This window comes from Arthrobacter sp. NQ4, from assembly GCF_029077345.1.
Classification (GTDB): domain Bacteria; phylum Actinomycetota; class Actinomycetes; order Actinomycetales; family Micrococcaceae; genus Arthrobacter.
The window spans coordinates 168,485-194,524 of the sequence record NZ_JARETC010000008.1; the positions used below are offsets into that span (position 1 = coordinate 168,485).

The following is a 26,040-nucleotide window of genomic DNA, read 5'->3' on the forward strand; positions in this document are numbered from 1 at the left end:
GGGAATCTTACGGTCATTGGTATGTGGGCTGCAGGAATTACGGGAATGCTGACCGGGCTGGCGCTGATCGTGGCGATCGGCGCCCAGAATGCCTTTGTGCTGCGCCAAGGTATCCGCCGGGAGCACATTGGCCCAGTGGTGGCCGTCTGCATGGCTGGTGACGCCCTGCTGATCGTGGCCGGCACGGCGGGTATCGGGGCGCTGGTCACCCGGTTCCCCGGAGTGCTGGAAGTCCTGCGCTGGGCGGGAGCCGCCTACCTGCTGTGGTTCGCGGTGCGGTCCTTTATGGCTGCGGCCAGGCCTGCCGCGCTGGCGGAACAGGCGCCCAGGTCCAGGAGTTCGGTCATCGCAACCACGGCGGCCCTGACATTCCTCAACCCGCATGTCTACCTGGACACCGTGGTGCTGCTGGGCAGCCTTGCCAACCAGCAGGGTCCTGACCTGCGCTGGACTTTCGCCGGCGGCGCCGTGGCCGGAAGCGTCCTGTGGTTTTCAGTCCTCGGGTACGGGGCGCGGGCGCTCGCAGGAGTGCTGGCAAGCCCCCGCACCTGGCGGTGGATCGACGCTGCCATCGGCGTCCTGATGGTGGTCCTGGCCGTCCGTCTGATCCTGCACTGAAGTAGGCTGTAGCCAGATTCGCAGGGGAGGAATCATGACCAACCAGCCGTCCCAGGGGCCCGATTACCAGCGTCCCGAAAACCAGCCCAACGGTTCGCCATGGCCCGGGTACCGGCCACCGGCCCAGTACGGGCAAGGCCAGTACGGGCAGGCCCAGTACAACCAGCCGCAGTACGGGCAGGCCCAGTACAACCAGCCGCAGTACGGACAGGCACCATATAGCCAGGCCCAGTATGGCCAGCCCCAGTATTTCGGCCAGCCGTCCTACTACGGCGGAACTGTGGAACCGAAGACCCTGAGCATCGCCAGCATGGTCTGCGGCATCGCCTCGGTCATCATGGGCTGGCTGTTGCTTCCCCAGTTCGCCGCCATCATCACTGGCCACCTGGCACTGCGCCGCGAACCCTCGGGCAAGGGGATGTCCATTACCGGCCTGGTGCTGGGCTACCTCTGCCTGCTGGGGTACGGGGCGCTCTGGCTGCTGTTCATCATTGGCGTGGCCGTCGCCGGCACCGCCGGGTCAAACACCGGCACGTTCTAACCGGCAGGTGCCAGGCGCGCCGATCCGGCACGAAAGGCGGCCCGGGCACCCGCGCCAGGACCGCCGTCGTGCTTACGGAAACAGCGCCCTTACCCCTTCACTGCCGCGGGGGCCGGCACCTCGAGCGGCCGGTCCGGGTAGATGGACGCCGCCGGGGCGCGGTTGGTTGCCTTGGCCCAGGGGTAGTAGATGGCCAGGGTGGCAACGATCCCCACGAGCCAGGAGATGTCCGCGCCGCCCAGCAGCTTGGTGACCGGGCCGGTATACAGCGACTGCGCCAGGAACGGGACCTGGATGACGACGCCGATTCCATAGGAGACCAGGGCGGCGGCGTTCCAGCGGCCGTAACGTCCGTCCGGGTTGTAGAGGGCCGGGATGTCCAGCCGGTCGCGGGAGATCTTGTAGTAGTCCACGAGGTTGATCACGGACCAGGGGGTGAACACCATGAGCAGCAGGAGCACGAAGTTCTTGAACAGGTTCAGGAAGTCCTTGCTGGCGAACAGCGCGATGAGGACGCTGGCGCCGATGACGGCCACGATGAACGCGATCCGGACGGCTTTGGAGACGGTGTCCCGGCGGTTAACGGCGGTGCTGATGGTGACGCCGCACATGAAGGCGCCGTAGGCGTTGAGGCAGTTCACGGTCAGCTTGCCCGTGACGATCATCAAGTAGATGAAGATGGCGATCAGGCCGCCGCCGGCAAGGTCTCCCATGTACCCCACCTGGTTCTTCAGGAAGTCCCCGCCGAGTTTGGCGGCGGACAGGCCGCCGGCCAGGGCACCCAGGGTCATGGCCCACTGCGCGCCGCCCACCGAGCCCGCGAAGGTGTACCAGAACGTCTTGCGCTCCGAGGTGTCGGCCGGGAGGTAGCGGGAGTAGTCGGCCACGTACGGGCCGAAGGTCAGCTGCCAGCCCGCACCAAGGGCAATGGCGGTCAGGAAGGTGGGCCATTCGAAGCCCTTGACCATCATCACCTGGGTGACATCGAACTTGGTGACGACGGCGACTGTCAGGTACAGGAACCCGGCCAGGCCCAGCACGGTGGCGATGCGGCCCAGCGCATGGATGTACTTGTAGCCCAGGATGGCCAGCAGGGCGGTGGCGGCACCGAAGATGAGGATCCCGACGGCGGGAGTGTCCACTCCCAGCATGAGGTTGATGGCCTGCCCCGAGAGGACGGTGCCCGTGGAAGCGAACCCCACGTACATCAGGATGACCAGCGCCAGCGGGATCACGGCTCCGTAGACGCCGAACTGGGCGCGGCTGGAGATCATCTGGGGCAGCCCCAGTTTGGGGCCCTGGGCAGAGTGGAGGGCCATGACGGCGCCGCCCAGCACGTTGCCCACCAGCAGGCCCACGATGGCCCAGAACGCATCCGCCCCGAATACCACCGCGAGGGCGCCATCCACGATGGCGGTGATCTGCGCGTTGGCGCCGAACCACAGGGTGAACTGGCCCCGCGGGTGGCCGTGGCGCTCACCCGGCGGGATCATGTCGATCGAACGTGCCTCTACGGCGGTACTGCCTCCGGCCATGGCCAAACTCCTCAGTGATGAAAACGTAAGGTCCATCACATCGGTTTTCGCGCCGCGGAAACACCGCCATTCAGGCGCAGCTGTCCGGGGAGCCAGACAGCCCGGCGTGTCGCCGCGGGGTGCCCGGTGCGTGCGGCTGCTAGCGGAGCAGCTCCACGTCGGAGACGAGCTCGATGTGCGCCAGCATGGCGTCGGCCGCTGCCGCAGCGTCCTGCGCACGTACGGCATCCGCGATCTTCCGGTGCGACGCCAGCGACTGTTCCGGCCTGCCGGGCTGGCCCAGGGATTCCATCCTCGTTTCCAGGATCATCTCCGCGATGAAAGCCATCAGCTGTGCCAGCACCGACGAATGCGCTGCGCCGGTGATCGCCTGGTGGAACAGCTCGTCACCGTGGGTGCCGCGGTCGCCGTCACTGATTTCCTGTGCCATGACGTCCAGGGCCTTGTCGATCGCGGCGAGGTCCTGGTCTGTCCGGCGTTCCGCGGCAAGGGCGGCAAGCTTCACTTCCAGGGTGCTGCGGGCTTCCACGATTTCCGGCAGCCGGCTCTGGTGTTCACGCAGGCCCTTGACCACCGAGGCGACGCTGGGCCTCCGGGCCAGGACCGCTCCGGTGCCGTGCTGCACGTCAATGACGCCCAGGACCTCAAGGGCCACAAGTGCCTGGGCGAGAGTGGCGCGGGAGACGCCCAGCCGCTCGGCAAGGTCGCGCTCGGCCGGCAGCAGGTCGCCGGGCTTCAGCTGGGCGGACTCGATATAGGCAAGGATCTGTTCCACCAGCTGCTCGTACAGCCGTGGCCGCGTCACGCGTTCCAGGCCCAGCCGTGCTGTCTTCTCCACAAAGCCCTCCCTTGGGTCTACCGGTCCAGAATACCGCCTTCATCTATTGACAGATAGACTCACTGTCTAAGAGGCTAGTCCAGTGAGCCAGTAACTCACGTCACATTCTTCCCCTCAATGGAGGACCAACGATGTCCGCTCCTGTCCTATCCATCATCATCCTCGCAGCGATGTTCCTGCTCGCCACCGTGCTGCCCCTCAACATGGGCGCACTCGCCTTCGTGGGCGCCTTCCTGCTCGGCGCCGTGGTGCTGGGCATGTCCACCAACGAAATCCTGGCCAACTTCCCCGGCGGCCTCTTCCTCACCATCGTCGGCGTCACCTACCTGTTCGCCATCGCCCAGAACAACGGCACCATCGATCTCCTGGTCCGCGGAGCCGTCAAGCTCGTGGGCAGCCGCGTTGCCCTCATCCCCTGGGTCATGTTCGCCATCACCGCCGTGATCACGGCCGTGGGCGCCCTGTCTCCCGCCGCCGTCGCCATCATTGCTCCCATCGCCCTGAGCTTTGCCGGCAAGTACAAGATCAGCCCGCTCCTGATGGGCATGATGGTGATCCACGGCGCGCAGGCGGGCGGCTTCTCACCGATCGCGGTGTACGGGGTCACCGTCAACGGCATCCTGGCCAAGACCGACCTTGCCTTCAGCCCCACCGCGCTGTTCCTGTCCAGCTTCATCTTCAACCTGGTCATCGCCGTGGTGCTCTTCGTGGTCCTGGGCGGCAGGAACCTCCTGTCCTCCAAGGTGGGGCACTTCGTGGAGCAGGCGGCAGAAGCCCGCATGTCCGTCAGCGTCGGCGCTAAGGCAGCCGGCGGCGACGTCCCCTTCAAGGGCTTCGGTTCGGGCATGTACGGCCCCCGGGACCCTGCGGGTGACGGCATCGCCGCCACCAAGGAACGCAAGGACCGGATCCCGCAGCTGGTCACCATCGCCGGCCTGATCGTGCTGGCCGTCGTGGCCCTCGGCTTCAAGATGGACGTCGGCTTCGTGTCCATCACCATCGCCATCGTGCTGGCCCTCGTCTCACCCGCCGCGCAGAAGGGCGCCATCAACAAGATCAGCTGGTCCACCGTGCTGCTCATCTGCGGCATGCTGACCTTCGTCGGCGTACTCGAGGAAGCCGGCACCATCAAATTCGTCTCCAGCGGCGTGGCCGGGATGGGAATGCCGCTCCTCGCAGCCCTGATCATCTGCTTCATCGGCGCCGTGGTGTCCGCCTTCGCCTCCTCCACCGCCATCCTGGCGGCCCTTATCCCGCTCGCCGTCCCCTTCCTCTCCACCGGCGAAATCGGCGCCGTCGGCGTCATCTGCGCCCTGGCAGTGTCCGCCACGATCGTTGACGTCTCACCCTTCTCCACCAACGGCGCCCTGGTGCTGGCCAACGCGCCGGAGGGCGTGGACAAGGACAAGTTCTACAAGCGCATCCTCGGGTACAGCGGGGTGGTCATCGTGGCAGGCCCCATCCTGGCCTGGCTGACGCTGGTGGTTCCCGGCTGGCTCTAGCCGGCATCGCAACCGCCTCCGCCCTACTTACGAAAGGAAACCCAGCACATGAGCACCGCCGAAACTTCCCAAGGCCCCCTGGCCGGGCACATCGTCGTCGACCTCAGCCGGGCGCTGGCCGGACCGCACGCCGGCATGATGCTGGCAGACCTCGGTGCCCGCGTCATCAAGGTGGAGAACCCCGGTACGGGCGATGACACCCGGGGTTGGGGCCCGCCCTTCGTGGGGCCCGAAGACGACCTGCAGTCCACCTACTTCATGTCCTGCAACCGCAACAAGGAATCGATCAGCCTGGACCTGAAGAGCGAAGACGGCCAGGCGGCGCTCCGCGGGCTCCTGGAGCGGGCGGATGTGGTGATCGAAAACTTCCGGCCCGGGGTCATGGACCGGCTGGGCTTCTCCACCGCGGCGATGCACGCCATCAACCCGCGCCTGGTGATCCTGTCCATCACCGGCTTCGGCCACGACGGTCCCGAGTCCCAGCGCAGCGGCTACGACCAGATCCTCCAGGGTGAGGCCGGTCTGATGTCCCTGACCGGATCAGGCCCGGATGATCCACAGCGCGTGGGCGTGCCCATTGCCGACCTGCTCTCCGGCATGAACGGGGCGTTCGGCGTCCTGGCGGCCCTCGTTGAGCGGAACCGGACCGGGCAGGGCAAGGTGGTGCGCACCTCGCTGCTGGCATCCCTGATCGGCGTCCACGCCTTCCAGGGCACCAGGACCACCGTTGCGGGTGAGGTTCCGCAGGCCCAGGGCAACCACCACCCCTCCATTGCCCCCTACGGCCTGTTCAACTGCAAGGACGGGAGCGTGCAGATCAGCGTCGGCAGCGAGAAGCTCTGGCAGTCCTTTGCCGCGGCTTTTGGCCTGGACCCGGCTGCCCCGGGCTTCGCCAGCAACGCCGAAAGGGTGCGGAACCGGGCGGAGGTGATTGCCGCCGTCGAACGCGCCTTCTCGGAGTACGGTGCGGTGGAGCTGCTGCAAAAGCTGAACGACGCCGGGATCCCCGCAGGCAAGGTGCGCTCGCTGGACGAGGTGTACGCCTGGGAGCAGGTGGCGTCCCAGGGGCTCGTGGTGGATGTACAGCATCCGCTGCTTGGAAAGGTGAGCCTGCCCGGGCCGCCGCTGCGGTTCTTCGCGCCTGGCGACGCCGCGGAAACCACCCTGACCGAACACGACGCGCCGCCGCTGCTCGATGAGGACGGGCAGTCGATCCGGGAGTGGCTCGGGCTCACGACGGCCGGCGCCGCTGCGGCTTCCGGGGCAAAGTAGCATGGCGACGGCGGAAAAGGTGCGGCACATGAACGCCACCGAGCTCCTGGAAACCGTGGTGGACCCGGGCTCCTTTGTCTCCTGGGACACCGAACCCCAACAACCCGCGCTGTCCGGGGAATACGCCGGCGATTTGGCCAGGGCGCGCGAACGCAGCGGCGCCGACGAGTCCGTCATCACCGGCGCCGGACTGATCCGCGGCCACAGGGTGGCGCTGATCGTCAGTGAATTCTCCTTCCTTGCCGGCTCGATCGGCCACGCGGCGGCGCAAAGGATCGTTGCCGCCGTCGAACGCGCCACTGCTGAAGGGCTCCCGCTCCTGGCCGGTCCCGCGTCCGGCGGGACCCGGATGCAGGAAGGGACGCTCGCGTTCCTGTCCATGGTGAAAATCACCGGCGCAGTCCGCGCACACCGGCAGGCCGGCTTTCCCTACCTTGTCTACCTGCGGCACCCCACCACCGGCGGCGTGATGGCATCCTGGGGGTCTTTGGGCCACATCAACGTCGCCGAGCCGGGCGCCCTCCTGGGCTTCCTGGGCCCGCGCGTCTACGAGGCCCTGTACGGCGAAGCGTTCCCGGAGAACGTGCAGGTGGCGGAGAACCTCTTCAGCAAGGGACTGATCGACGGCGTGGTGGAACCCGGCGACCTGGCCGACCTGGTGGGCCGCGCGCTGGACATCCTGGCGGCGAACGGGGGCGCCGGCGGCGGAACCGTGCCGGCGACGGTGCCCGCCCCGCCCGAAACCCTGGACATCAGGCCGTCAACCGCTGATGCCTGGACCTCGATTGGGATTTCACGGCGGCAGCGGCGGCCGGACCTGCGCCAGCTGCTGAAGATCGGCGCCACGGACGCGTTGCCCCTCAACGGAACCGGGCAGGGGGAAAAGGACCCGGGACTGCTGCTGGCACTGGCCCGCTTTGGCACCCAGCCGTGCATCGTGCTGGGGCATGCGCGGCCGCTGCGGAAGGACGCCGCCGGCATGGGCCCGGGATCGTTGCGCGAGGCCCGCCGCGGCATGAAACTGGCGGAGGAGCTGCGGCTGCCACTGCTCACCGTTATTGATACTGCCGGTGCAGCCCTCTCGCAGGAAGCGGAGGAGGGCGGCCTTGCCGGGGAAATTGCGCGGTCGCTGTACGAACTGATCGGGCTCGAATCGCCGTCGGTCTCTGTGCTGCTTGGCCAGGGCGCCGGGGGAGGGGCGCTGGCGTTGCTGCCCGCTGACCGGACCATCGCCGCCCAGCACAGCTGGCTCTCTCCACTGCCTCCGGAGGGCGCCAGCGCCATTGTGCACCGCACCACCGCGTTCGCGCCCGCGATGGCCCAGGCGCAGGGTGTTGACGTCGCTGCACTGTATGCCAGCGGCCTGGTGGACCACATCGTGGATGAGCGGGGTGATGCTTCACTGGAGCCGCGCGATTTCTGCATCCGGATGGCGCGGGCCATCGAGTACGAAATGGGTTCGGTGGCCAACATCCCGGTACCTGACCTTGTCGCCGCCCGCGCCCGGAAGTTCGCGAACCTGGGCGCCTTCTGAGGTCGACGGCGGCTACCTGCGTTGCCGGACCCTGTCCCGGTGGGCGTTTGAACGTAGCTGCAGGATGCGCGCGCCGCCCGCCACGGCTACCAGCACGCCGCCGGTCACGGCGGCAATGAACAGCGCCATGCCCAGCGGGACGGACCCCTCAAAGCCCAGGAACTTCACCAGGACCAGCTCCTGGTTCTGCAGGATGAAGACGATCAGCAGGATCAGGAGCACCAGGGCGGCCACAACTGCGGCCCAGATGACGCCAGCGCGGGTGACTTTTCGTTCGGGGCCGGCCCCTGCCGTGGTGGCTGGACCCCTGGCGCCCGTCGTTTCCGGTACATCCGCCCGGTAAGAGGGTGCGTTGCCGTGCCCCACAGGACGTTCCGCCGGAGTTTCCGGGGGGAGGGGCTGTGCCGTGGCGTGTTCTGACTCCGGCTGCCTGTCAGGTGTAGGCGTGCTCTGTCCTGCGCTCATAGTGTCCTCTTCCCAGAATGCTAAGCATGCTTACGGTTCAACCATAGACGCCAGGGTCACCGCAGCACAACGGCCTGAACGACGAGGCGCCGCAGCGGCTGCATTTCGGCGGAGAGTTGCAGGGGGCCGTGGTGCTGGAGGGGTCCCAGCGCGGTGACCCCTCCAGTGACTCCCGTCCGGGGCATTACTGCCCCGGCGTCAGACCCTCTCCTTGCTCTTTTCAGCGGAGGGGGTGCGTGGCGCAGGCGTCCTGCGCCAGTTGGGGAAGGCCCAGAACGTGAATTCCTGTGCCCTAACCGGCTTCCCGGGATTTTCCGCAGGGGTTTCCGGTTCCGCTTCAGGCCGGCGCTTGGTTTCTTTCTTTGCGCCCCACCCGAAGTCCTTGCTCGATGCGTAGCACATCACAGACCTCCTCATTGGTGACTGCCCCTTAATCGTCCTCCTGCCTGGCGCCGGAGTCGAGGGCGCGGCAGCGGGGCAGGGGGAAGGAGTGCGTGAACTGTGGGGCAGGGGCGCCAGCGCAGCGGGTTTAGGCAGGGTGCCGGCGCAGAGGGGTGCCTGGGCCGGTCAGTTGCCGTTGGCCACGACGTCCTGCGCCTCCTGCGGGCGGTGGAACTCGCAGGGCCCCTGATGGCGGATGGGCAGGAGGCAGGTCCGGCCCGTCGGCAGGTGGACCAGGGCGCAGCGGCCAGCCATGGCAAGGTCCTCCCTGACGTTGGAGTTGCTGAGGTCCGGCCGTTCCTCGTCTGGCGTCACGGTGGTTCCGGGGCTGGCGGCAGGGTATTCAGCGTTCATTGTGGGCAACTCCTCGTCAGGCGGAGGGCGGGTGGAGGGTGCTGAAACGTGCTTTTCCAGTCTGCGGCCGCGGGGGTTACGGGCGGGTTAACCCGGCGTTATGTTCAGGTCAACAACGTCACCCACGCCGGTGCCTCCCACGGGCTCCAGCTGGCCTGGAAGCCAAGATCGCCCGGTGCAACTGGCCCCTAATACCCCAGTTGCCGCGCCACCTGCAGGAGGAGGGCTTCTGATCCCATGGGGCCCACCAGCTGGATTCCCATGGGAAGTCCGCTCCCGGCGGCACCGCCGGTCCAGTGAACAGGGAGGGTGATGGCCGGCAGTCCGCACACATTCACCATCGAGGACCATGGCGCGTATTCGCACTGCTTCCGGTAGTCGCCGTCGGCATCCCCCGGCCACTGGGCCGACGGCCAGCGGTCACCGCCGTGGGCGGTGCCGGTGAACCAGCCCACCGGCCGCGGCGTCTGTGCCAGCGCCGGCATCAGCATCAGGTCCCACTGCCCGTACTGTGCCAGGGTGTCGTGCTGGAACTGCCGGAGGAATGCCAAGGCCTCTGCCAGCTTCGCCGGGCTGCGCTGCTGGGCGCGCCGGCGGAAGGTCCGGGTCAGGGGCGCCAGCAGCGCTTCCCGGGACGGGCTGATGCGGGCAGCGCCCACTCCGGCGGTCCACGCGGTGGTGAAGGCGTCCGGGTAGCGGTTGTCGTAGCGGATGCCGGCGTCAGCAAGGGTATGGCCGGCCTGTTCCAGGAGGGTTTCGCCGGCCTGGAGCGCGTCCAGGGCCTCCCGGTCCGGCGTGAACGGAAACGTGCTGGACCACGGGCTGTCCAGCGTGACGCCGATCCGCAGCCGGGGTGGCTCCTGCGTGATCGCCGAAAGGTATTGGTTCCCTGGTGCCAGGACGTCCATCATCAGTGCTGCGTCCTCCGCGCTCCTCGCGAGGGGGCCTGGCGCCACCAGCCGTGCAGGGTCGCCGGTACTTTCCCCGGCGGCCACCACCCCGCGGCCGGGCTTGAGCCCCACCAGGCCACAGGCGGCTGCGGGTATGCGGACTGATCCACCGCCGTCGGTTCCGGGGGCAAAAGGCAGCAGTCCTGCGGCCACAGCGGCTGCGCTGCCGCCGGAGGACCCTCCCGAACTCCTGCTGGGTGCATGGGGATTGCGCGACGGCGGTGCGATGCGGTTCTCGCTGTAGGCCGTCAGTCCGAATTCGGGCACCTGGGTCTTGCCCAGCGAAATGGCGCCGGCATCCTTGAACAGGGCCACGAGGGGAGCATCGGCGGGGGCCGGTTTGTGGTCCAGGGCGGCACTGCCGTGCGTGGTCACCACCCCCGCCACATCAGTGTGGTCCTTGAACGCAACCGGCATGCCATGCAGCAGGGGCAGCTCATCGGCCTCCGAGCGGGAGCGCAGGGCATCCGCCGCCCGGGCCTGCTTCATGGCCTGGTCCGCCGTCACCGTAATAAAGGCGCCCAGAAAGGGGTTTTGCCGCCCGATCCGGTCCAGGAAGTGGGAAGTGACGTCCGTGGAAGACACCGCTCCACTGCGAAGGAGGTCCCGCAGGGCCACCGCCGGGAGTTCGTGGAGTTCAGTCACGGTGGCACCCCCAGCGGTATCCGCCCACCTGCGGCCCGGCGCTCCGGCCGGGGCATACCGGTGGCGCGGGAAGGGCGGTCAGCTGCTGGGACATGGAAACCTCCTGGGCCTTCACCAGCCTAACCCGCAGCCTTTTCCGCTGTGATCCGGGCGGAGCGGGGTGGAAGGGCTAGGCTTAAACCTGACTTTGATCCGCCAGCTCCGCCAAGACAGGACTCCGATGAGCGATTTCGACACCGTCCCCGTCCATGACGTCCCCGCTGACGCCGTGATCCTGGACGTCCGGGAGGATTACGAGTGGGTTGCCGGCCACGCTGAAGGCGCTGTCCATATTCCCATGGACCAGATTCCGGCGCGCCTTGGCGAACTCGATCCGGACGAGGATGTCTACGTCATTTGCCGCACGGGCGGCCGCTCCTTCCGCGTCGCCCAATGGCTTACCGGCCAGGGGTACACCGCCATCAACGTCTCCGGCGGAATGGACCAGTGGCTCGAATCCGGCAAGCCCCTCGTCTCGGACAACGGTCTCAAGCCCCTGGTCCTTTAGTGGGCGGCACGTCCCGCACCTACGCCTTCCTGGGCCCCGAAGGCACCTTCACCGAGGCTGCCCTGCTGCAGGTGCCTGACGCCGCCCAGGCTGTCCGGGTGCCGGCGTCGAACGTCAACGCTGGCCTGGACAAGGTCCGCGACGGTTCGGCAGACGCCGCCATGGTCCCTATCGAAAACTCGGTGGAGGGCGGCGTCACCGCCACGCTGGACGCCATCGCCACCGGCCAGGAACTGCGGATCATCCGCGAAGTCCTGGTTCCCATCAGCTTTGTCCTGGTAGCCCGGCCCGGCGTGCGGTTGGAGGATGTGCGGCGGGTATCCACGCACGGTCATGCGTGGGCGCAGTGCAGGCTGTGGATGGACCGGAATATACCGGATGCGGAATATGTCCCCGGCTCCTCGACTGCCGCCTCGGCCCTGGGATTGCTGGATGGGAACTGTCACTACGACGCGGCGATCTGCGCACCGCTGGTGGCCAGGGAGCATCCAGGGCTGTCGGTCCTGGCGGAGAATATCGGGGACAACCCCGGTGCGGTGACGCGCTTCATCCTGGTCAGCCGGCCTGGGCCGCTGCCGGAGCGCACCGGCGCGGACAAAACCACCGTCGTGGTCCCGCTTCCGGAGGACCGGCCGGGCGCCCTGATGGAGATCCTGGACCAGTTCGCCAGCCGCGGCGTCAACCTCAGCAGGATTGAATCCCGCCCCACAGGCCAGTACCTGGGCCACTACTTTTTCAGCATCGACGCCGATGGCCACGCCGGCGAAGCGAGGGTCGCTGACGCGCTGGCGGGTCTGCACCGCATCAGTCCACGCACCCGTTTCCTGGGCTCGTATGCCAGGGCCGACCGGCAGGCCACGCTGGTCCCCGCACATACCTCCGATGAAGCTTTCACAGCGGCCCGGACGTGGGTGCGATCCATACTCGCCGCGGAATCCACCGCAGGTGAAAGCGGTTCCGGGGCTTCGCCCAAAGCGTAGGTAAATGCCTTCCGAAGTACTTCCGTGGGGTGTTGACAATGCGTATGCTTGCCTGATCCACACGGGGTATGGCCCCTGACGAAGGGAGCGGGTCATGACCAGCAGCACTGACAACGACGGCCAGGGGATGATCGTCAATCCCAAGCCCACGGGAGATAACCAGGACTGGGACGGGGACGACGCCGACCGTGCTGACCGCCTGCGCTTCGAAGAGGAGCAGGCGATGATCCGCGAGCAGTCCGAAGCCCATGCTGCTGCCAAACAAGCCCATGCGGACGCGAAAGCTGCTGCCGAGGCAGAGAAGAAGTCCGGGGCCTGACGGCGCCAACTACTGAGTCCGGGCCCCATCGCGGCACCGCTTCAGCCGTCCGCTACCGTGCGGCGTGTGCGCTTCCATGCACGGGACCGCTGTCCTGTACCTGTCCTTTGACCCTGACCAGGAGTGACCGTGGCTCCACCCGGACCGTGAGCTGCGTGGCTTCCCCCGACGTGTCGCCGTCGAGCTGTGTGGGCATGGGTTCAGGGCACTTGATGACCACCTTGACTGACCGGTAGACGGTCATGATGGGCAGCTTTCCGCTGTGCTTGAACATGATCTTCACGTACATCAGCAGCCAGCCCAGGGCGCTGCGGGGGCTCATGACCACGACGTCGAGCATGCCGTCGTCGATCATGGCCTGCGGGATGAAGTCAATGCCGCCGGGGACCAGCCCACAGTTGGCGAAAAGCACGCTCCGGATGTTCCGGACCTGCTCCGGGTTGTCATCCAGGGCGATGGAAACCTTCTTGCGCCGGCCCGGAAGGTGGCGCACGCCGGCCTCGGTGTAGGCGAGCCAGCCCACGGCCTTCTTCAGCCCCGCGTTCGTGTCGGCCAGGACTTCGGCGTCCATGCCGATACCGGCGATCACCAGGAAGACGTGCTCCGAGTAATGGCCTGTGCGGGAGTTCTCGATGGCCATCCGGGCGGTGTCGATGTACCGTTGGCGGCCGAAAAGGGCTGTCTGGACGTTGCTGTGGAGGTCGTTCACATCCAGGTCCACGTTCCGGGCCAGCAGGTTTCCCGTGCCCAGCGGAATCAGGCCCATGGCAACATCGGTGTGCGCGAGGGCCTCAGCCACCACGCGGACGGTGCCGTCCCCACCGCCCACCAGGACGACGTCGGGCTTTCCCGCCAACGCAGCCTGCATCTGCGAAAAGCCCGGGTCCTCCGCCGTCGTCTCGAAAAAGACCGGTTCCTCCCAGCCGGCGGCCAGGCAGGCCCTGTGGATCATCCCCTTGGCTTCGTCGGCCCGCGCCTTAATGGGATTCAGGACCACGGCCACGCGCTGTCGCGCCAGCCCTGAGTCGTAGGCTTCGCCGGCCACGGCGCTGCGCACATGCAGGGCTTTGAGGCGGCGCACCCCCCACCAGCTGGACGTGGCGAAGGCAAGCGCCACCGCAATCAGCAGGTAGAGAATCCAGTCGCTCATGGTGCTTCAACAGTAGCCCGGCGCACGTCGGGGGAGCGCACGGGGCCGCGCGCCCGCCGTCGTGCACTGAATTGGATACCCTTGTCTGGTGATCGACGTAAAAGACCTCAGCGAAAACCCGGACAAGTTCCGTGCCAGCCAGCGCGCCCGCGGCGCGGACGAATCAGTGGTGGACGCGATCATCTCCGCGAATTCCGCCCGCCGCGAGGCCCTGCTCCGCTTCGAGAACCTCCGCGCGGAGCAGAACGTCTTCGGCAAGAAGGTAGCGAAGGCCAAGGGCGAGGAGAAGCAGGCCCTGCTGGCCGAGGTCAAGGAACTGGCCAACTCGGTCAAGGCCGCCTCCGCAGAGGCCGATGCCGCCCAGACCAAGCAGGAAGAACTGCTGCGCACCATCCCCAACCTGGTGGAGGACGGCGTTCCCGAGGGCGGCGAGGACGACTACGTGGTGGTCAAGACCGTTGGCACCCCGCGCGAATTCCCCGACTTCGAGCCCAAGGACCACCTGGAGATCGGCGAGCTGATTGGCGCCATCGACATGGAACGGGGCGCCAAGGTCTCCGGCGCGCGCTTCTACTTCCTGCGCGGTGTGGGTGCCCGGTTGGAGATGGCACTGCTGCAGATGGCCATGGACCAGGCCATCCAAGCCGGCTTCATCCCCATGATCACCCCCACCCTGGTGCGCCCCGAGACGATGCAGGGCACCGGCTTCGATGTGAAGCACGACGCCGAGATCTACCGCCTCGCCGAAGACGACCTTTACCTGGTGGGCACCTCAGAGGTGGCGCTGGCCGGGTACCACGCCGACGAGATCCTGGACTTCTCCGCCGGTCCCATCCGCTACGCGGGCCAGAGCTCCTGCTACCGCCGCGAAGCCGGATCCCACGGCAAGGACACCCGCGGCATCATTCGCGTGCACCAGTTCAACAAGGTTGAGATGTTCATCTACACCACGGTTGAAGAAGCTGCCGCCGAGCACCAGCGCCTGCTGGCCTGGGAAGAGGAAATGCTGGCCAAGTGCGAGCTGCCGTACCGGGTCATCGACACCGCGGCCGGCGACCTCGGCACCTCCGCGGCACGCAAGTACGACTGCGAAGCCTGGGTGCCCACCCAGAACGCCTACCGCGAGCTGACGTCCACCTCCAACTGCACCACGTTCCAGTCCCGCCGCCTGAACATCCGTGAACGGGTGGTCAACGCGGAAGGCGTCTCCAAGGGTACCCGCGCCGTGGCCACGCTGAACGGCACCCTGGCCACCACCCGCTGGATCGTGGCGCTGCTTGAGCACCACCAGAACGCGGACGGCTCCGTGAACGTGCCGAAGGCGCTGCAGAAGTACCTGGGCGGCCTCGAGGTCCTCCCGGTCCTCTAGGGGTCCACTCATAAGCTTGTTCGCGGATCCGAAACTACGTGGTTCTGACCCGCGGACGAGCTTAGGTCCGCCTCGTGGTTGTCCACATGCAGGCGCCGGCCCCGTATCCCTGCTTCCGCTGTCGCGCATCATGATGGCATGGACGTACCGCCGGGACTGATTGATACTGCCGCCATTCTCCGCACGGGTGCCGGCACTGATGCCGTGCACCGTGCCTTCAAAGCGGGGCAACTGGTGCGGATTCGCCGGGGTTTCTACGTTCCCACCGAAGACTGGCTTCGTGCACTGCCCTCCCGGCGCTTCGAATGGACGACGACGGCAGTTGCCAGGTCAGTCAAAGGTGCAGTTCTGTGCGGGCTTACGGCAGCGGTGGCCAGTGGGTTGCCAACACTTGGAACGCCACCCTGCGTGGAACTTGCCACAACGCTTCCCGGCCGCAGCGGCGTCAGAAATTCGCCGCTGCTGGTACTGGGTGGGGACGCTTCCGCCGGGAACGTCCGCCGCACGCGTTCCTATCCGCTTCGGTACCGCCTTATGACCGGGTTCAATGCCGTGCCCTTTGGCGAGTTCCTCTGTTCAGGGCTCACCAAGACCACCGTGGACGTACTGGCCTCAGCGGAGCTTAGCCAGGCCCTGGTGCTCGCGGACGGGGCCGCCCGCAGGCTACTGGCAGACGGCGTGCTGGAGGAGGGTGTCAGCCTCCTGTCCGTGCCGGAAATTGCCGCTGGCATAGCGGCCCTTCCTTCCGCTGCTGCCCGCTGCCGCGCGGAGCGTGCGGCCGGCCTTGCCAGCCCGCAGCCGGAGTCGGTTGGTGAGTCCTACAGCCGTGCCGTCTTTGAATTCCTCGGCTTTGAGCAACCGGTCCTTCAGCAGGTCTTCAGGGATGGCGCCGGCTTCATCGGCAGGAGTGACTTCTGGTGGCCCCGGCAAAGCGTGGTGGGTGAATTCGACGGCAAAGGGAAGTACGTGGAGTTTGCCCGGCGGAACGGGATCAGCGCAGAGGAGGCTGTTTACCGGGAGAAGCTCCGCGAAGACCGGATCCGTGCCCTCGGCCATGGTTTCGTCCGGTGGGGGTGGGCAGACCTGACGGACCCAAACAAGCTGCGTTACAAGCTCCTCGCCGCAGGCCTCCGCCCGCGCCCGTAGCCTGCCGCCGCCTGAATCAGAGCCTTGTTCGCCAATCGGAACGCTGAAGGCGCGGATGTGCGAACAAGGTCGGGATTCGAGGAATCAAGTGCCCTCCTAACGGACAGGACCGCTCAGAGCCGGGGTGAAGACACGCGCCGGCAAGCGCATCCATGTGGAAACCCGCCGTGTTAACCAACAGTTCAATAAACCTGTGGTCCGCGTCCTAGCGCGTGTCAGTTAGGTCTGCTTCACTATGTGGATGACAACGCTGACTGAAACCTCAGTCGCCGGCAACGATGACCGGCGAGACAACAATCGAGACTACAACCAGAACAACATCGGCTTCGCCGCGGTGGACCGGAAATTCATGGTCGCCCTGGACGTGGACGGCACCCTGGTCAACCACGACGGGCATATGTCCCCGGGCGTACGGGAAGCCGCGCAGGCCGTCGTGGCCGCCGGGCACGAGGTGATGATCGCCACCGGCCGCTCCCTGAACGCCACGCTCCCCATCATCGAGAAAATCGGCATCGAGCGGGGGTACGCCGTCTGCTGTAACGGCGGCGTGACCCTCCGGCTCCACCCGGAACTGGACAATGGCTACGAGGTCATCCACAAAGCCACGTTTGATCCCGCGCCGGCGCTGCGTGCCCTCCGGGAACGGCTTCCGTCCGCCAAGTATGCGCTCGAGGACGCCGACGGCAACTTCCTCTCCACCGAGCGGTTCCAGGATGCCAGCTTCGGGGTGGAGGCGGTCGGCGTCGACTTCCACACCATGCTGGAGGCAACAGCCGTCCGCGTGGTGGTGTTCAGCACCGAAAACACGCCCGAGGAGTTCAACGAGGCCATCAACCACGTGGGTCTCGCGGGGGTGACCTACTCGGTGGGCTGGACTGCGTGGCTGGACATCGCCGCAGCGGGTGTGACCAAGGCCAGCGCCCTGGAAAACCTGCGGCTCCGCCTTGGCTTCGAAGAACACCTGACGGTTGCGGTGGGGGACGGCCGGAACGACATCGAAATGCTCACTTGGGCCGGCCGCGGCGTCGCCATGGGGCAGGCCCCGGCGGAAGTGGTCGCCGCAGCGGACGAAGTCACTCACTCAGTGCACGACGACGGCGCCGCCCACGTGCTGCGCAGCCTCCTCTAAGGCGCTGAGGGCACCGTCCGCTGCCGCGATTCCGGTGCGGGCCTGGAGCCAAGGCAGAATAGAGGCATGACCCTTACGACGTTCGCCCTCGTCCGCCATGGCCAGACCGACTGGAATGCCGAGCGCCGGCTGCAGGGATCAACCGACATCCCCCTGAACGACGTCGGACGCGGCCAGGCGCGGGACGCCGTCGGCATCCTGGCTCCGTACGAATGGGACGCCATCGTCTCCTCCCCGCTCAGCCGCGCTGCCGAGACCGCGGACCTGATCGCCGAAGGGCTCGGGCTCACCGTGGCCCGGCGCGTCCCGGAACTCACCGAACGCAGCTTCGGCCCGGCCGAAGGGATGCAGGCCGGCCCCGAGCTGGAGGCGCTGCGCGTGCCCGGCGGGTTCAAGGGCGCCGAAAGTGAAGACGAAGCCGCCGACCGCGGCCTCGCAGCGCTGGAAGCCCTGGCCGGGGAGTTCCGCGGCCAGCGGCTCCTGGTGGTCACGCATGGCACGCTGCTGCGCGTCAGCCTCAGCCGAGCCATCGGCCAGACCCTTGCCAGCGTGGACAATGCGGCCCTCAACCTGGCGCACCACCACGCGATCGATGGCTGGAAGCTGGAGTACTTCAACGGTGAGCCGGTCCTGGCCGCCACCGGGAGCTAAAGCCCGGAAAAGCCCCTGCAGTAATTGACGACGGAGGGACCGGCTCAGGCGGTCAGCCCACCAGCGGTCAACCCAGCAGCAGTCAGCGCACCGCCAGGATCAGCGCCAGCAGTCTCGCGGCAGCGGGCCGGGCGGCGTGTTCCTCATTCCACTGTGCCCGGGCCACCGCTTTGCTGACGGCCTGGGTGGTGATGCCCAGTTCCTGCGCCACGGCCTTCTGCTGGCCGCGGACCCCGGGGGTCAGCAGGTCGAGTACGCGCCATTCCGCGCCTGACCGCTCGCGCACGATATGGCCCAGCAGCCGCAGGATTGCTTCGGCGTCGTGGGCAACGTCGGCCAGTGGCCCCTCCACCGCAACCGGCACCCGCTCCTTGCTGGTGCGGAGCCGGTCCACGGCCCGGCGCGCATAGACCAGGCCGTGCCCGGACGCGTCCTTGACCTGGTTGGGCAGCGGCTCGTTCACGGGCCCCGCTCCGATACCCACGTACCAGTGCCCGCTTCGCAGTGCGATCAGCGCGGCGTCCACGGCCTGGTGCGGGCAGTCGACGATCCCCTGGACTTCGTCCTCGACCGACCTGTCAAAATCCAGGCGCGCGGGAATGTGCCGCAGCGCCTTGAGCAGCTGCGGCACCTGGTCGCCGTCGCGGCGGCTGTCCGTCTGGTTGATGGTCAGGGTGAACATTCTGGGTCCACACTACCCGGAAGTAGGAATTGCGAAACGGCCGGTTTCCCCTTGGGCGGCCCGCCGGTTCCCACCCCGGCAAACGGCTGGGGGTCCGCATTGCATGGACGCGGACCCCCAGCCACAGGACGGCAGGCCAACAGGCCCGGGTCAGTTTCCCTGTTCCGCAGCGGCGCCCGCTGCCGGGAAACGGTCCCAGGCGCGGTGGCCGGCGATGAGCCCCGAAAGTTCGGTGGTTACCGAGGCAGCATCGTTCCCGCCAACCACCCCTGCGGCCCCCTTCGGGATGCCGGCTGCCTCCAGCACCGCAGACCCGGAGCCCCAGGCCCCAACGGCCTTGGCGTGGCGGTAAGCCTCGGACAGCATCAGCGCGACGCGCGGATCCAGCCCGTCAGCCGGCTCCCCGGCCTTGGCGTCGCGCCCCGCGGAGGCATCGGCCGCGGGTTGCTTGCCCCCGGCGACCATCAGTGCGTCGAACTCGGTGGACCGTGCCGTGAGGAAGGTCCGCTGCACCGTCACCGAAAGCCCGTCGGAGGACAGCGTGCCCCCGGCCGGTGCGATGACCAGCGGGACCATGCCCTCGCCGTCGAGCGCCTTGCGGGCGGCCTCCACCTCCGCAAGGTCGCTGGAAGCGTCGGCGACGATGCCCACCACGCGCCCGGCAACCGGCCAGGTCCCACCCACCTGGGACACGGAAGGGCTGGGATCCCGGTCCGGCACCTGCTCGGTGGCCTCCGGGGCCGGCATGCCGAGGCCCGCGGCGACGGCGGCGCACAGCGCGGCGTCAATGTTGGCCAGGGCCTGGAGCTGGCGTTCGCGGACGGCGCTTTCGTAGCACTTGCCGAGCTCGAACGTGTAGGCCTGGATCACGTGGTCCTGCTCCACGGAGCTCAGGCTGCGGAAGAACAGCCGGGCCTGGCTGTAGTGGTCATCGAAGGATGCCGGGTTGCGCCGTTCCTTGATGGATTCCGCAACCGCCTGGGGCACGTCTACGAATGCCCCCATGTCCTGCCCCGCCAGGAACGGGCAGCCGCCATCCAGCGAATTGGGCCGGTACGGCGCGGCACCGCCATGGACCGCCGCCTGGTGCATGCCGTCGCGGAGCATGTCGTTGACCGGGGCGTGCGGCCTGTTGATGGGAATTTGCGCGAAGTTCGGGCCGCCCAGACGCGAAATCTGGGTATCCAGGTAGGAAAACAGCCGGACCTGCAGCAGGGGATCGTTGGTGACGTCGATGCCCGGAACCAGGTGCCCCGGGTGGAAGGCCACCTGCTCGGTTTCCGCGAAGTAGTTGGTGGGGTTTGCGTTAAGGGTCATGAGCCCGATGGGCTGCACCGGCGCCAGTTCCTCGGGGACGAACTTGGTGGGGTCCAGAAGGTCGATTCCCTGGAACATCTGGTCTTCCGTGTCCGGGAAGGTCTGGATTCCCAGTTCCCACTCCGGGTAGGCGCCGGCCTCGATGGCATCAGCCAGATCGCGCCGGTGGAAGTCCGGGTCCATGCCGTTGATGATCTGGGCTTCTTCCCAGACCAGCGAGTGCACGCCCTGCTTGGGCTTCCAGTGGAACTTCACCAGGGTGGTGTCGCCGGCGGCGTTGACGAGCCGGAAGGTGTGGACGCCGAAGCCCTCCATGGTCCGGTATGACCGGGGGATGCCGCGGTCCGACATGTTCCACAGGGTGTGGGCCTGCGCCTCGGTGTGGAGCGATACGAAGTCCCAGAACGTGTCGTGCGCGCTCTGGGCCTGCGGAATCTCGCGGTCCGGGTGGGGCTTGGCCGCGTGCACCACATCCGGGAACTTCATGCCGTCCTGGATGAAGAAGACGGGAATGTTGTTCCCTACGAGGTCGTAGGTGCCCTCATCGGTGTAGAACTTCGTGGAGAACCCCCGGGTGTCCCGCACGGCGTCGGCTGACCCACGGGAGCCAAGCACCGTGGAGAACCGAACAAACACGGGCGTTTCGACGTCCGCGGCAAGGAAACCGGCGCGCGTTACCTTCGACGCCGTGCCGTAGGACCGGAACACCCCGTGCGCTCCCGCGCCGCGTGCGTGGACAACGCGCTCCGGGATCCGTTCGTGGTCAAAGTGGGTGATCTTCTCGCGCAGGTGGTGGTCCTGCAGCAGGATGGGGCCGCGCGCGCCGGCCTTTAGGGAATGGTCCGTATCCTGCAGCCGCAGGCCCTGGGCCGTGGTCAGGTACTGGCCGGACTGGGCGCGGGCGGTGGCCGGCGCGCCGGTAGGGCTGCCCGTGGGGGACACGGCCTCGGGGCCGCGCTGGTCCGGTTTGGGCGGCAACGGCTCCCGCGGGCTGGTGGGCTCCTCGAACGCCGGCGGCTCGCTGGACGGAACCCCGGGAATTACAACGTCGTCTTCGGCTGGCATGTCTCGATCTCCCCACAATTGATGGTCTTAGCTTCCGCCTCAGCGAAAGCTAAGCTTGCTTAGTACCCTACAGGTGCCGAAGGCGGTAAAGGGAAGGTCCGACGGCGGGGGTTGCCTCCCTGCCCCTCCATCTGTTGCGATGGGGAAACGGCCGCCTGCAGCGGCACACCCGAGGTGAGGATGGTTATGGCCGGCAGCACTGGGCGCGATGGAATGCAGGACACAATGCAGCAGGACGACGTGTGGCAGGAAGGCATCGGGCAGGGGGAACTGGAACTCGTCGACCGCTGGTGGCGCGCCGCCAACTATCTCTCGGTGGGCCAGATCTACCTGCGGTCCAACCCGCTGCTGCGCGAGCCACTGCAGGCTGAGGACACCAAGTCCCGCCTGCTGGGCCACTGGGGCACCACGCCCGGGCTCAACTTCGTATACGCCCACCTGAACCGCGTCATCCGCCGCGACTCACTGGAGATGCTCTTCGTGGCAGGTCCCGGCCATGGCGGCCCCGCCGTCGTCGCCAATGCCTGGCTGGAGGGAACCTACTCCGAAATCTATGCCCACGTGGGCAATGACGAGGCCGGCCTGGCGGAACTGTTCCGGCAGTTCTCCTACCCGGGCGGCATCCCCAGCCACGCCGCACCGGAAAGCCCGGGCTCCATCAGCGAGGGCGGCGAACTGGGATACTGCCTGGCCCACGCCTACGGATCGGTCTTCGACAACCCGCAGCTGGTGACCGCCGTCGTGATCGGTGACGGCGAGGCGGAGACCGGACCGCTGGCCGCCAGCTGGCACTCCCACAACTTCCTGGACCCGGCCACTGACGGTGCCGTGCTGCCCATCCTGCACCTGAACGGCTACAAGATCGCCAACCCCACGGTCCTGGCCCGGATGCCGCAGGACCAGCTGGAGCAGCTGCTGCGCGGCTACGGCCATGAGCCGTATTTCGTGACGGTGGCGGATCCGGACAACACGGAGCAGGCGCACCGGGATTTCGCGGCCGTGCTGGACCGCTGCCTGGCCGATATCAAGGCCATCCAGGACGCCCACCGGCAGGATCCGGATGCAGAAGAGGCGGGGGAGGGCGGCCACCGCTGGCCCATGATCGTCCTGCGCTCGCCCAAGGGCTGGACCGGGCCGCGCACCGTGGACGGGCTGCAGGTGGAAGGCACGTGGCGGGCGCACCAGGTGCCGCTGTCCGAGGTCCGCACCAACGGGGAGCACCTGAAGCAGTTGGAGGAGTGGCTGCAGTCCTACCGCCCGGACGAACTGTTCGACGGCGACGGCAGGCTCCGGCCCGACGTCGCACGGGGTGCGCCCGCCGGTGACTTCCGCATGAGTGCCACACCGCACGCCAACGGCGGACTGCTCCGGCGCGCGCTGAAACTGCCCGCGTACCAGGACCACGCCGTCGAGGTTCCACATCCGGGCACGGACCGGGTGAGCCCCATGATCACGCTCGGGTCCTGGATGCGGGACGTCATCGCACAGAACATGGACAACTTCCGGCTGTTCGGCCCGGACGAGACGGCGTCCAACAGGCTGCAGAACGTCTACGAGGTCACCGACAAGGTGTGGCAGTACCGGATTGACGACGTCGACGAGCACCTGGCACGGTCCGGACGGGTGATGGAGGTACTGAGCGAGCACCTGTGCCAGGGCTGGCTGGAAGGCTACCTCCTCACCGGCCGCCACGGTGTGTTCAACTGCTACGAAGCTTTCGTCCACATCGTCGATTCGATGTTCAACCAGCACGCAAAGTGGCTGAAGGTATCCCGCAAACTTCACTGGCGCCAGCCGGTCCCCTCGCTGAACTACCTGCTGTCCTCCCACGTGTGGCAGCAGGACCACAACGGTTTCTCGCACCAGGACCCGGGCTTCATCGACCACGCGGTCAACAAAAAGGCCGAGGTCATCCGGGTGTACCTGCCGCCGGATGCCAACACCCTCCTGTCCGTCATGGAGCACTGCCTGGCGTCGACGGACTACGTGAACATCGTGGTCAGCGGCAAGCAGCCCTCGCCCACCTGGCTTGGCCCGGCCGATGCCGCCAACCACTGCCACCGCGGCCTGGGCATCTGGACGTTCGCCGGCTCCGAGGTGCCCGGCGAGGAGCCCGACGTCGTACTGGCCTGCGCGGGCGACGTCCCCACCGTGGAGACCGTTGCCGCCGCGGAACTGCTCCGCAACGGCGCCCCCGGCCTCAAGGTGCGGGTGGTCAACGTAGTGGACCTGATGCGGCTGCAGGACGAAAGCGAGCACCCGCACGGCCTCCCCGCCCATGACTTCGACGGCATCTTCACCGCTGACAAACCCGTCATCTTCGCGTACCACGGCTACCCGGCGCTGATCCACCGGCTGGCGTACCGGCGCACCAACCAGCAGGGGCTTCACGTGCACGGCTACAAGGAAGAGGGGACCACCACCACCCCGTTCGATATGGCCATGCTCAACGGCATCGACCGCTTCACCCTGGCCATCGACGCGATCGATCGCGTACCGGGCCTTGCCGAGAAGCACTCACTCCTGCGCCAGGACCTGCAGGACCGGCGCAACCGGGCGCGCGAACACACCCGCAGGCACGGCGAGGACCCGGAAGAAATCCGGAACTGGAAACTGGGCGGCTGACGCCCTAAAGCGGGAGGTCGTCCAGCGTGCAGGAGGGCAGGTGGATCCAGCCTTCGCTGCGGGCGGCTTCCGCGTGGGCGGCATCGGGCAGGAGCGTCCGACAGCGGGCCACGGCCCGCGCGGTCAGCGAGGCGATGACGGCGTCGAACAGGTCGTCGGAAGCGGTTAGCCTGTCCCGGTGCGCGGCCAGGTCCAGCCAGGGCGCCTGCTCCTCGAGGGCCGCCAGCAGGAGGCCCAGGCGTTCGGTTTCGGGGATGCCGCGGCCTTTGTAGCCGCGCCCGTTGAGGCCCCAGATCTTCAGCGACGCCGCCGGGTACACCTCGGCAAAGCGCCCCGAGCCGTCCCGGAGCTGCGGGCCGTGCAGTGCCGCGATCTTCGCCTGGATCACCGCGCAGCGCATGGCAGGGTGGGCCAGCCGGTCGGCGGAAACGCTCAGGGGGATCAGGCCGGTCCGGGCGGTGCAGAACCGGTCCGTGTCCCGGTACGCAAGCAGCCGCCGGCCCGCGATGCCGTCATGTTCCAGGACGGGTGCTGCGTTGAAGGCCAGGTGGCCGGTGAGGAACGGAATCAGCGCGTCAGGCCAGCCCACGGGGCAGTCGACGCCGGTCATGCCGCAGGTGCCGAACAGGTCCACGATCTCCTGGTCGTCAACGTCCAGGGCCAGGTGGGCCAGCCGGGCCCGGTCATCGCTCCACTCGATGACCGCCACGGCAGTCTTCTTGGCCGCCGCCGCCAGATCCACGCCAAGGGTCCTCATGGGCTGCTCATCAACACTGCTGTCAGACGGCATTGCGTCAGACCGCGCGGTAGCGCAGGACGCCTGGGATGCTCCCGGATCCGCCAAGGTCAGTGCCCCGCGCGAAGCCGGCCCACAGGGCGCGCATCCTGCGGCCCGCGGCGTCCACGTCCGCCCAGTCCGCGCCGGCAATGAGCCCAACGCCGTCCCAGGTCTTCCGGTTGCCGAGCAGCAGGGGCAAATCCACCGTGTGGGCGGCGCCGAAGATGTTGCCGGGCGCGTGCCAGTCCAGGATGTAGCGGTGCGCCCGCCCGCCCGCCTTGGCATGCCGGCGCGCGAACCTGCGGCTTGCCCGGCCGTACACGGTTTCGGTGACCACCCAGTCGATGGCCCGCACGGCGGCAGGACCCACCAGGGGGATGCCTGCCAGGCGCATCAGGCGGGGGCTGCGGGGGAGGAACAGGCGGGCCTCCTCGGAGGTATGGCCGATCAGCACCTCGATCGACGGCGCTGTCCGGTTCCAGGCAGCCTCGATCACGGACTCCTCCGGAAGCGGATCATGGCCGTACTGGGTACCAAACGGCATGGCCGCCAGCATGCCGAACTTCCGGGCCACCTGCGTGACCTGGGCTTCGAGAGCCACCACGTCCATGGCGGGCGTCTGCTCGGAGACCCCGTCCGCAGCAATGCCCATGGCATGGTTCATTTTCGCCCGGCCGCGGGTAATGCCCAGCGGGGCGCTTTGGATGATGGCGCGCTGGAAAAGGGATGGTGCCTCGGGCGTGGCCATCAGGTGGGCGATCGCGTCGCCCCCGGCGGACTGGCCGAAGGCGGTGACCCTGCCGGGATCGCCCCCGAACGCGGCAATGTTCCGCTGCACCCACCGGAAAGCCTTGAGCTGGTCCAGAAGTCCCAGGTTGCCGGGCCGGCCTGCCGGTGTGGCGAGGAACCCGAACAGCCCGAGCCGGTACGTCACGGAGACCACGATTACCCGGTTTTCGGCCACCAGCCGTGCGGGGTCGAAGATGGCCAGGTCCCCGGAGCCGGTGGTGTAGGAGCCGCCGTGGATCCAGACCATGACGGGCAGCTTCTCGTCCGGCTTCAGGTCGCCGGGCAGTGTGATGGAAAGGTTCTGGCAGTCCTCGCTGCCCGGCAGCTCGCCGTATTTGGTGCCCAGGACGTCGTCCAGGAACGGCACCGGAGCCTGGGGGCAGGCGGGTGCGGGAGAGGTGGCGGCATATTCGGCGGTCCAGTCCGGAACCGGGGCCGGCACCTGGAACCGGTGGGCGGTGGCGTAGGGAATGCCGGTGGCACGAATGACGCCGCCGTCGCGCCGGCCGCTGACGGGCCCGCACGGGGGATGGAACAGAAGCTGGGACGTCACGGCTGGCTCGGAACTCACAGCCCCACCATGCCATAACTTCCTGAAACAACGACGGCGGGGGTCCCCCCTCCAAAAAACAGGGGCCCGCCGGCGGGACCCCAAACAATTTTTTGGGGAAGACCCAACCGGCAAAAAGTGTCCGGGGGGGGCGGACCGACTTGTGGGAGAGTCCCCCTCTGCATTGGTGTGGGCGGGGGCGCGCCCACCCCCCCCCCCTTCACCCCTCTCCCGCCCCCACGCCTCTT

Annotated in this window: 23 protein-coding genes; 13 read left to right on the forward strand and 10 right to left on the reverse strand. The window is 67.6% G+C overall.

The features are described 5' to 3' along the window. Positions 1-45: 45 nt before the first annotated feature. Both PUN51_RS14730 and PUN51_RS14735 read left to right on the forward strand, forming a co-directional pair. A complete protein-coding gene (locus PUN51_RS14730) occupies positions 46-618 on the forward strand; it encodes a LysE/ArgO family amino acid transporter (protein WP_224027255.1) in 573 nt (190 codons plus the stop codon). Positions 619-652: 34 nt separating this feature from the next. Next, complete coding sequence (locus PUN51_RS14735; RefSeq protein ID WP_224024184.1) at positions 653-1,159, forward strand: DUF4190 domain-containing protein; 507 nt, start codon at positions 653-655, stop codon at positions 1,157-1,159. Between the two features lie 89 nt (positions 1,160-1,248). On the opposite strand, the gene PUN51_RS14740 is transcribed toward PUN51_RS14735, so the two are convergent. Together PUN51_RS14740 and PUN51_RS14745 are read right to left on the reverse strand one after the other, a co-directional pair. Beyond that, positions 1,249-2,694, reverse strand: coding sequence for a purine-cytosine permease family protein (locus tag PUN51_RS14740; protein WP_275181448.1), 1,446 nt, complete (start codon positions 2,692-2,694; stop codon positions 1,249-1,251). A gap of 139 nt (positions 2,695-2,833) precedes the next feature. Continuing rightward, positions 2,834-3,532 carry a FadR/GntR family transcriptional regulator gene (locus PUN51_RS14745; protein ID WP_275181449.1) on the reverse strand — a complete coding sequence of 233 codons (699 nt, stop codon included), beginning with the start codon at positions 3,530-3,532 and terminating at the stop codon, positions 2,834-2,836. Between the two features lie 131 nt (positions 3,533-3,663). On the opposite strand from PUN51_RS14745, the gene PUN51_RS14750 reads away from it, so the two are divergent. From PUN51_RS14750 to PUN51_RS14760, 3 genes are read left to right on the forward strand one after another with little or no spacing between them, the layout of a single operon-like run. Continuing rightward, a complete protein-coding gene (locus PUN51_RS14750) occupies positions 3,664-5,034 on the forward strand; it encodes an SLC13 family permease (RefSeq protein WP_159634477.1) in 1,371 nt (456 codons plus the stop codon). 48 nt (positions 5,035-5,082) lie between these two features. Continuing rightward, on the forward strand, positions 5,083-6,306 hold the full coding sequence (locus tag PUN51_RS14755; protein WP_275181450.1) for a CaiB/BaiF CoA transferase family protein: 1,224 nt from the start codon (positions 5,083-5,085) through the stop codon (positions 6,304-6,306). Position 6,307: 1 nt separating this feature from the next. Then, complete coding sequence (locus tag PUN51_RS14760) at positions 6,308-7,840, forward strand: carboxyl transferase domain-containing protein (RefSeq protein WP_275181451.1); 1,533 nt, start codon at positions 6,308-6,310, stop codon at positions 7,838-7,840. A 12-nt stretch (positions 7,841-7,852) separates the two neighbouring features. Here PUN51_RS14760 and PUN51_RS14765 read toward each other — a convergent pair whose 3' ends face one another. The 3 genes from PUN51_RS14765 to PUN51_RS14775 all read right to left on the reverse strand — a co-directional run bounded on the left by PUN51_RS14765 (position 7,853) and on the right by PUN51_RS14775 (position 10,695). Then, complete coding sequence (locus PUN51_RS14765; RefSeq protein ID WP_308209022.1) at positions 7,853-8,206, reverse strand: LapA family protein; 354 nt, start codon at positions 8,204-8,206, stop codon at positions 7,853-7,855. A 666-nt stretch (positions 8,207-8,872) separates the two neighbouring features. Beyond that, positions 8,873-9,100, reverse strand: a complete 228-nt coding sequence (locus tag PUN51_RS14770) for a hypothetical protein (protein WP_275181452.1) — start codon at positions 9,098-9,100, stop codon at positions 8,873-8,875. 188 nt (positions 9,101-9,288) lie between these two features. Then, positions 9,289-10,695 (reverse strand): amidase, encoded by a 1,407-nt coding sequence (locus tag PUN51_RS14775; RefSeq protein ID WP_275181453.1) that lies wholly within the window; start codon positions 10,693-10,695, stop codon positions 9,289-9,291. A 220-nt stretch (positions 10,696-10,915) separates the two neighbouring features. Between PUN51_RS14775 and PUN51_RS14780 the strand changes: the two genes are divergently transcribed. The 3 genes from PUN51_RS14780 to PUN51_RS14790 all read left to right on the forward strand — a co-directional run bounded on the left by PUN51_RS14780 (position 10,916) and on the right by PUN51_RS14790 (position 12,541). Then, positions 10,916-11,242, forward strand: a complete 327-nt coding sequence (locus PUN51_RS14780; protein ID WP_224024197.1) for a rhodanese-like domain-containing protein — start codon at positions 10,916-10,918, stop codon at positions 11,240-11,242. Further along, complete coding sequence (gene pheA, locus PUN51_RS14785; RefSeq protein ID WP_275181454.1) at positions 11,242-12,222, forward strand: prephenate dehydratase; 981 nt, start codon at positions 11,242-11,244, stop codon at positions 12,220-12,222. Before PUN51_RS14780 ends, pheA begins: the two co-directional genes overlap by 1 nt. A 94-nt stretch (positions 12,223-12,316) precedes the next feature. Next, positions 12,317-12,541 carry a hypothetical protein gene (locus tag PUN51_RS14790; protein WP_159634453.1) on the forward strand — a complete coding sequence of 75 codons (225 nt, stop codon included), beginning with the start codon at positions 12,317-12,319 and terminating at the stop codon, positions 12,539-12,541. Between the two features lie 52 nt (positions 12,542-12,593). On the opposite strand, the gene PUN51_RS14795 is transcribed toward PUN51_RS14790, so the two are convergent. Continuing rightward, positions 12,594-13,691, reverse strand: coding sequence for a diacylglycerol/lipid kinase family protein (locus tag PUN51_RS14795; RefSeq protein ID WP_275181455.1), 1,098 nt, complete (start codon positions 13,689-13,691; stop codon positions 12,594-12,596). An 88-nt stretch (positions 13,692-13,779) separates the two neighbouring features. Here PUN51_RS14795 and serS point away from each other — a divergent pair, with 88 nt between their 5' ends. From serS to PUN51_RS14815, 4 genes are all read left to right on the forward strand, one after another. Further along, positions 13,780-15,060, forward strand: coding sequence for a serine--tRNA ligase (serS, locus tag PUN51_RS14800; protein WP_275181456.1), 1,281 nt, complete (start codon positions 13,780-13,782; stop codon positions 15,058-15,060). 408 nt (positions 15,061-15,468) lie between these two features. Further along, positions 15,469-16,206, forward strand: coding sequence for a hypothetical protein (locus PUN51_RS14805; protein ID WP_236560930.1), 738 nt, complete (start codon positions 15,469-15,471; stop codon positions 16,204-16,206). A 241-nt stretch (positions 16,207-16,447) separates the two neighbouring features. Beyond that, positions 16,448-17,335: an HAD family hydrolase gene (locus tag PUN51_RS14810; protein WP_275181457.1), complete on the forward strand. Its 888-nt coding sequence runs from the start codon at positions 16,448-16,450 to the stop codon at positions 17,333-17,335. 66 nt (positions 17,336-17,401) lie between these two features. Then, positions 17,402-17,986 carry a histidine phosphatase family protein gene (locus tag PUN51_RS14815; RefSeq protein WP_224024209.1) on the forward strand — a complete coding sequence of 195 codons (585 nt, stop codon included), beginning with the start codon at positions 17,402-17,404 and terminating at the stop codon, positions 17,984-17,986. An 82-nt stretch (positions 17,987-18,068) separates the two neighbouring features. Here the strand turns inward: PUN51_RS14815 and PUN51_RS14820 are convergent, their stop codons facing one another. Together PUN51_RS14820 and PUN51_RS14825 are read right to left on the reverse strand one after the other, a co-directional pair. Beyond that, positions 18,069-18,668: a hypothetical protein gene (locus PUN51_RS14820; protein ID WP_275181458.1), complete on the reverse strand. Its 600-nt coding sequence runs from the start codon at positions 18,666-18,668 to the stop codon at positions 18,069-18,071. 150 nt (positions 18,669-18,818) lie between these two features. Continuing rightward, positions 18,819-21,050, reverse strand: coding sequence for a catalase (locus PUN51_RS14825; protein ID WP_275181459.1), 2,232 nt, complete (start codon positions 21,048-21,050; stop codon positions 18,819-18,821). Positions 21,051-21,236: 186 nt separating this feature from the next. On the opposite strand from PUN51_RS14825, the gene PUN51_RS14830 reads away from it, so the two are divergent. Then, a complete protein-coding gene (locus tag PUN51_RS14830; protein ID WP_275181460.1) occupies positions 21,237-23,675 on the forward strand; it encodes a phosphoketolase family protein in 2,439 nt (812 codons plus the stop codon). 4 nt (positions 23,676-23,679) lie between these two features. Here the strand turns inward: PUN51_RS14830 and PUN51_RS14835 are convergent, their stop codons facing one another. Together PUN51_RS14835 and PUN51_RS14840 are read right to left on the reverse strand one after the other, a co-directional pair. Next, complete coding sequence (locus PUN51_RS14835) at positions 23,680-24,432, reverse strand: DUF429 domain-containing protein (RefSeq protein WP_275181461.1); 753 nt, start codon at positions 24,430-24,432, stop codon at positions 23,680-23,682. A 37-nt stretch (positions 24,433-24,469) separates the two neighbouring features. Beyond that, positions 24,470-25,813 (reverse strand): carboxylesterase family protein, encoded by a 1,344-nt coding sequence (locus PUN51_RS14840; RefSeq protein ID WP_275181462.1) that lies wholly within the window; start codon positions 25,811-25,813, stop codon positions 24,470-24,472. Positions 25,814-26,040: the final 227 nt, after the last annotated feature.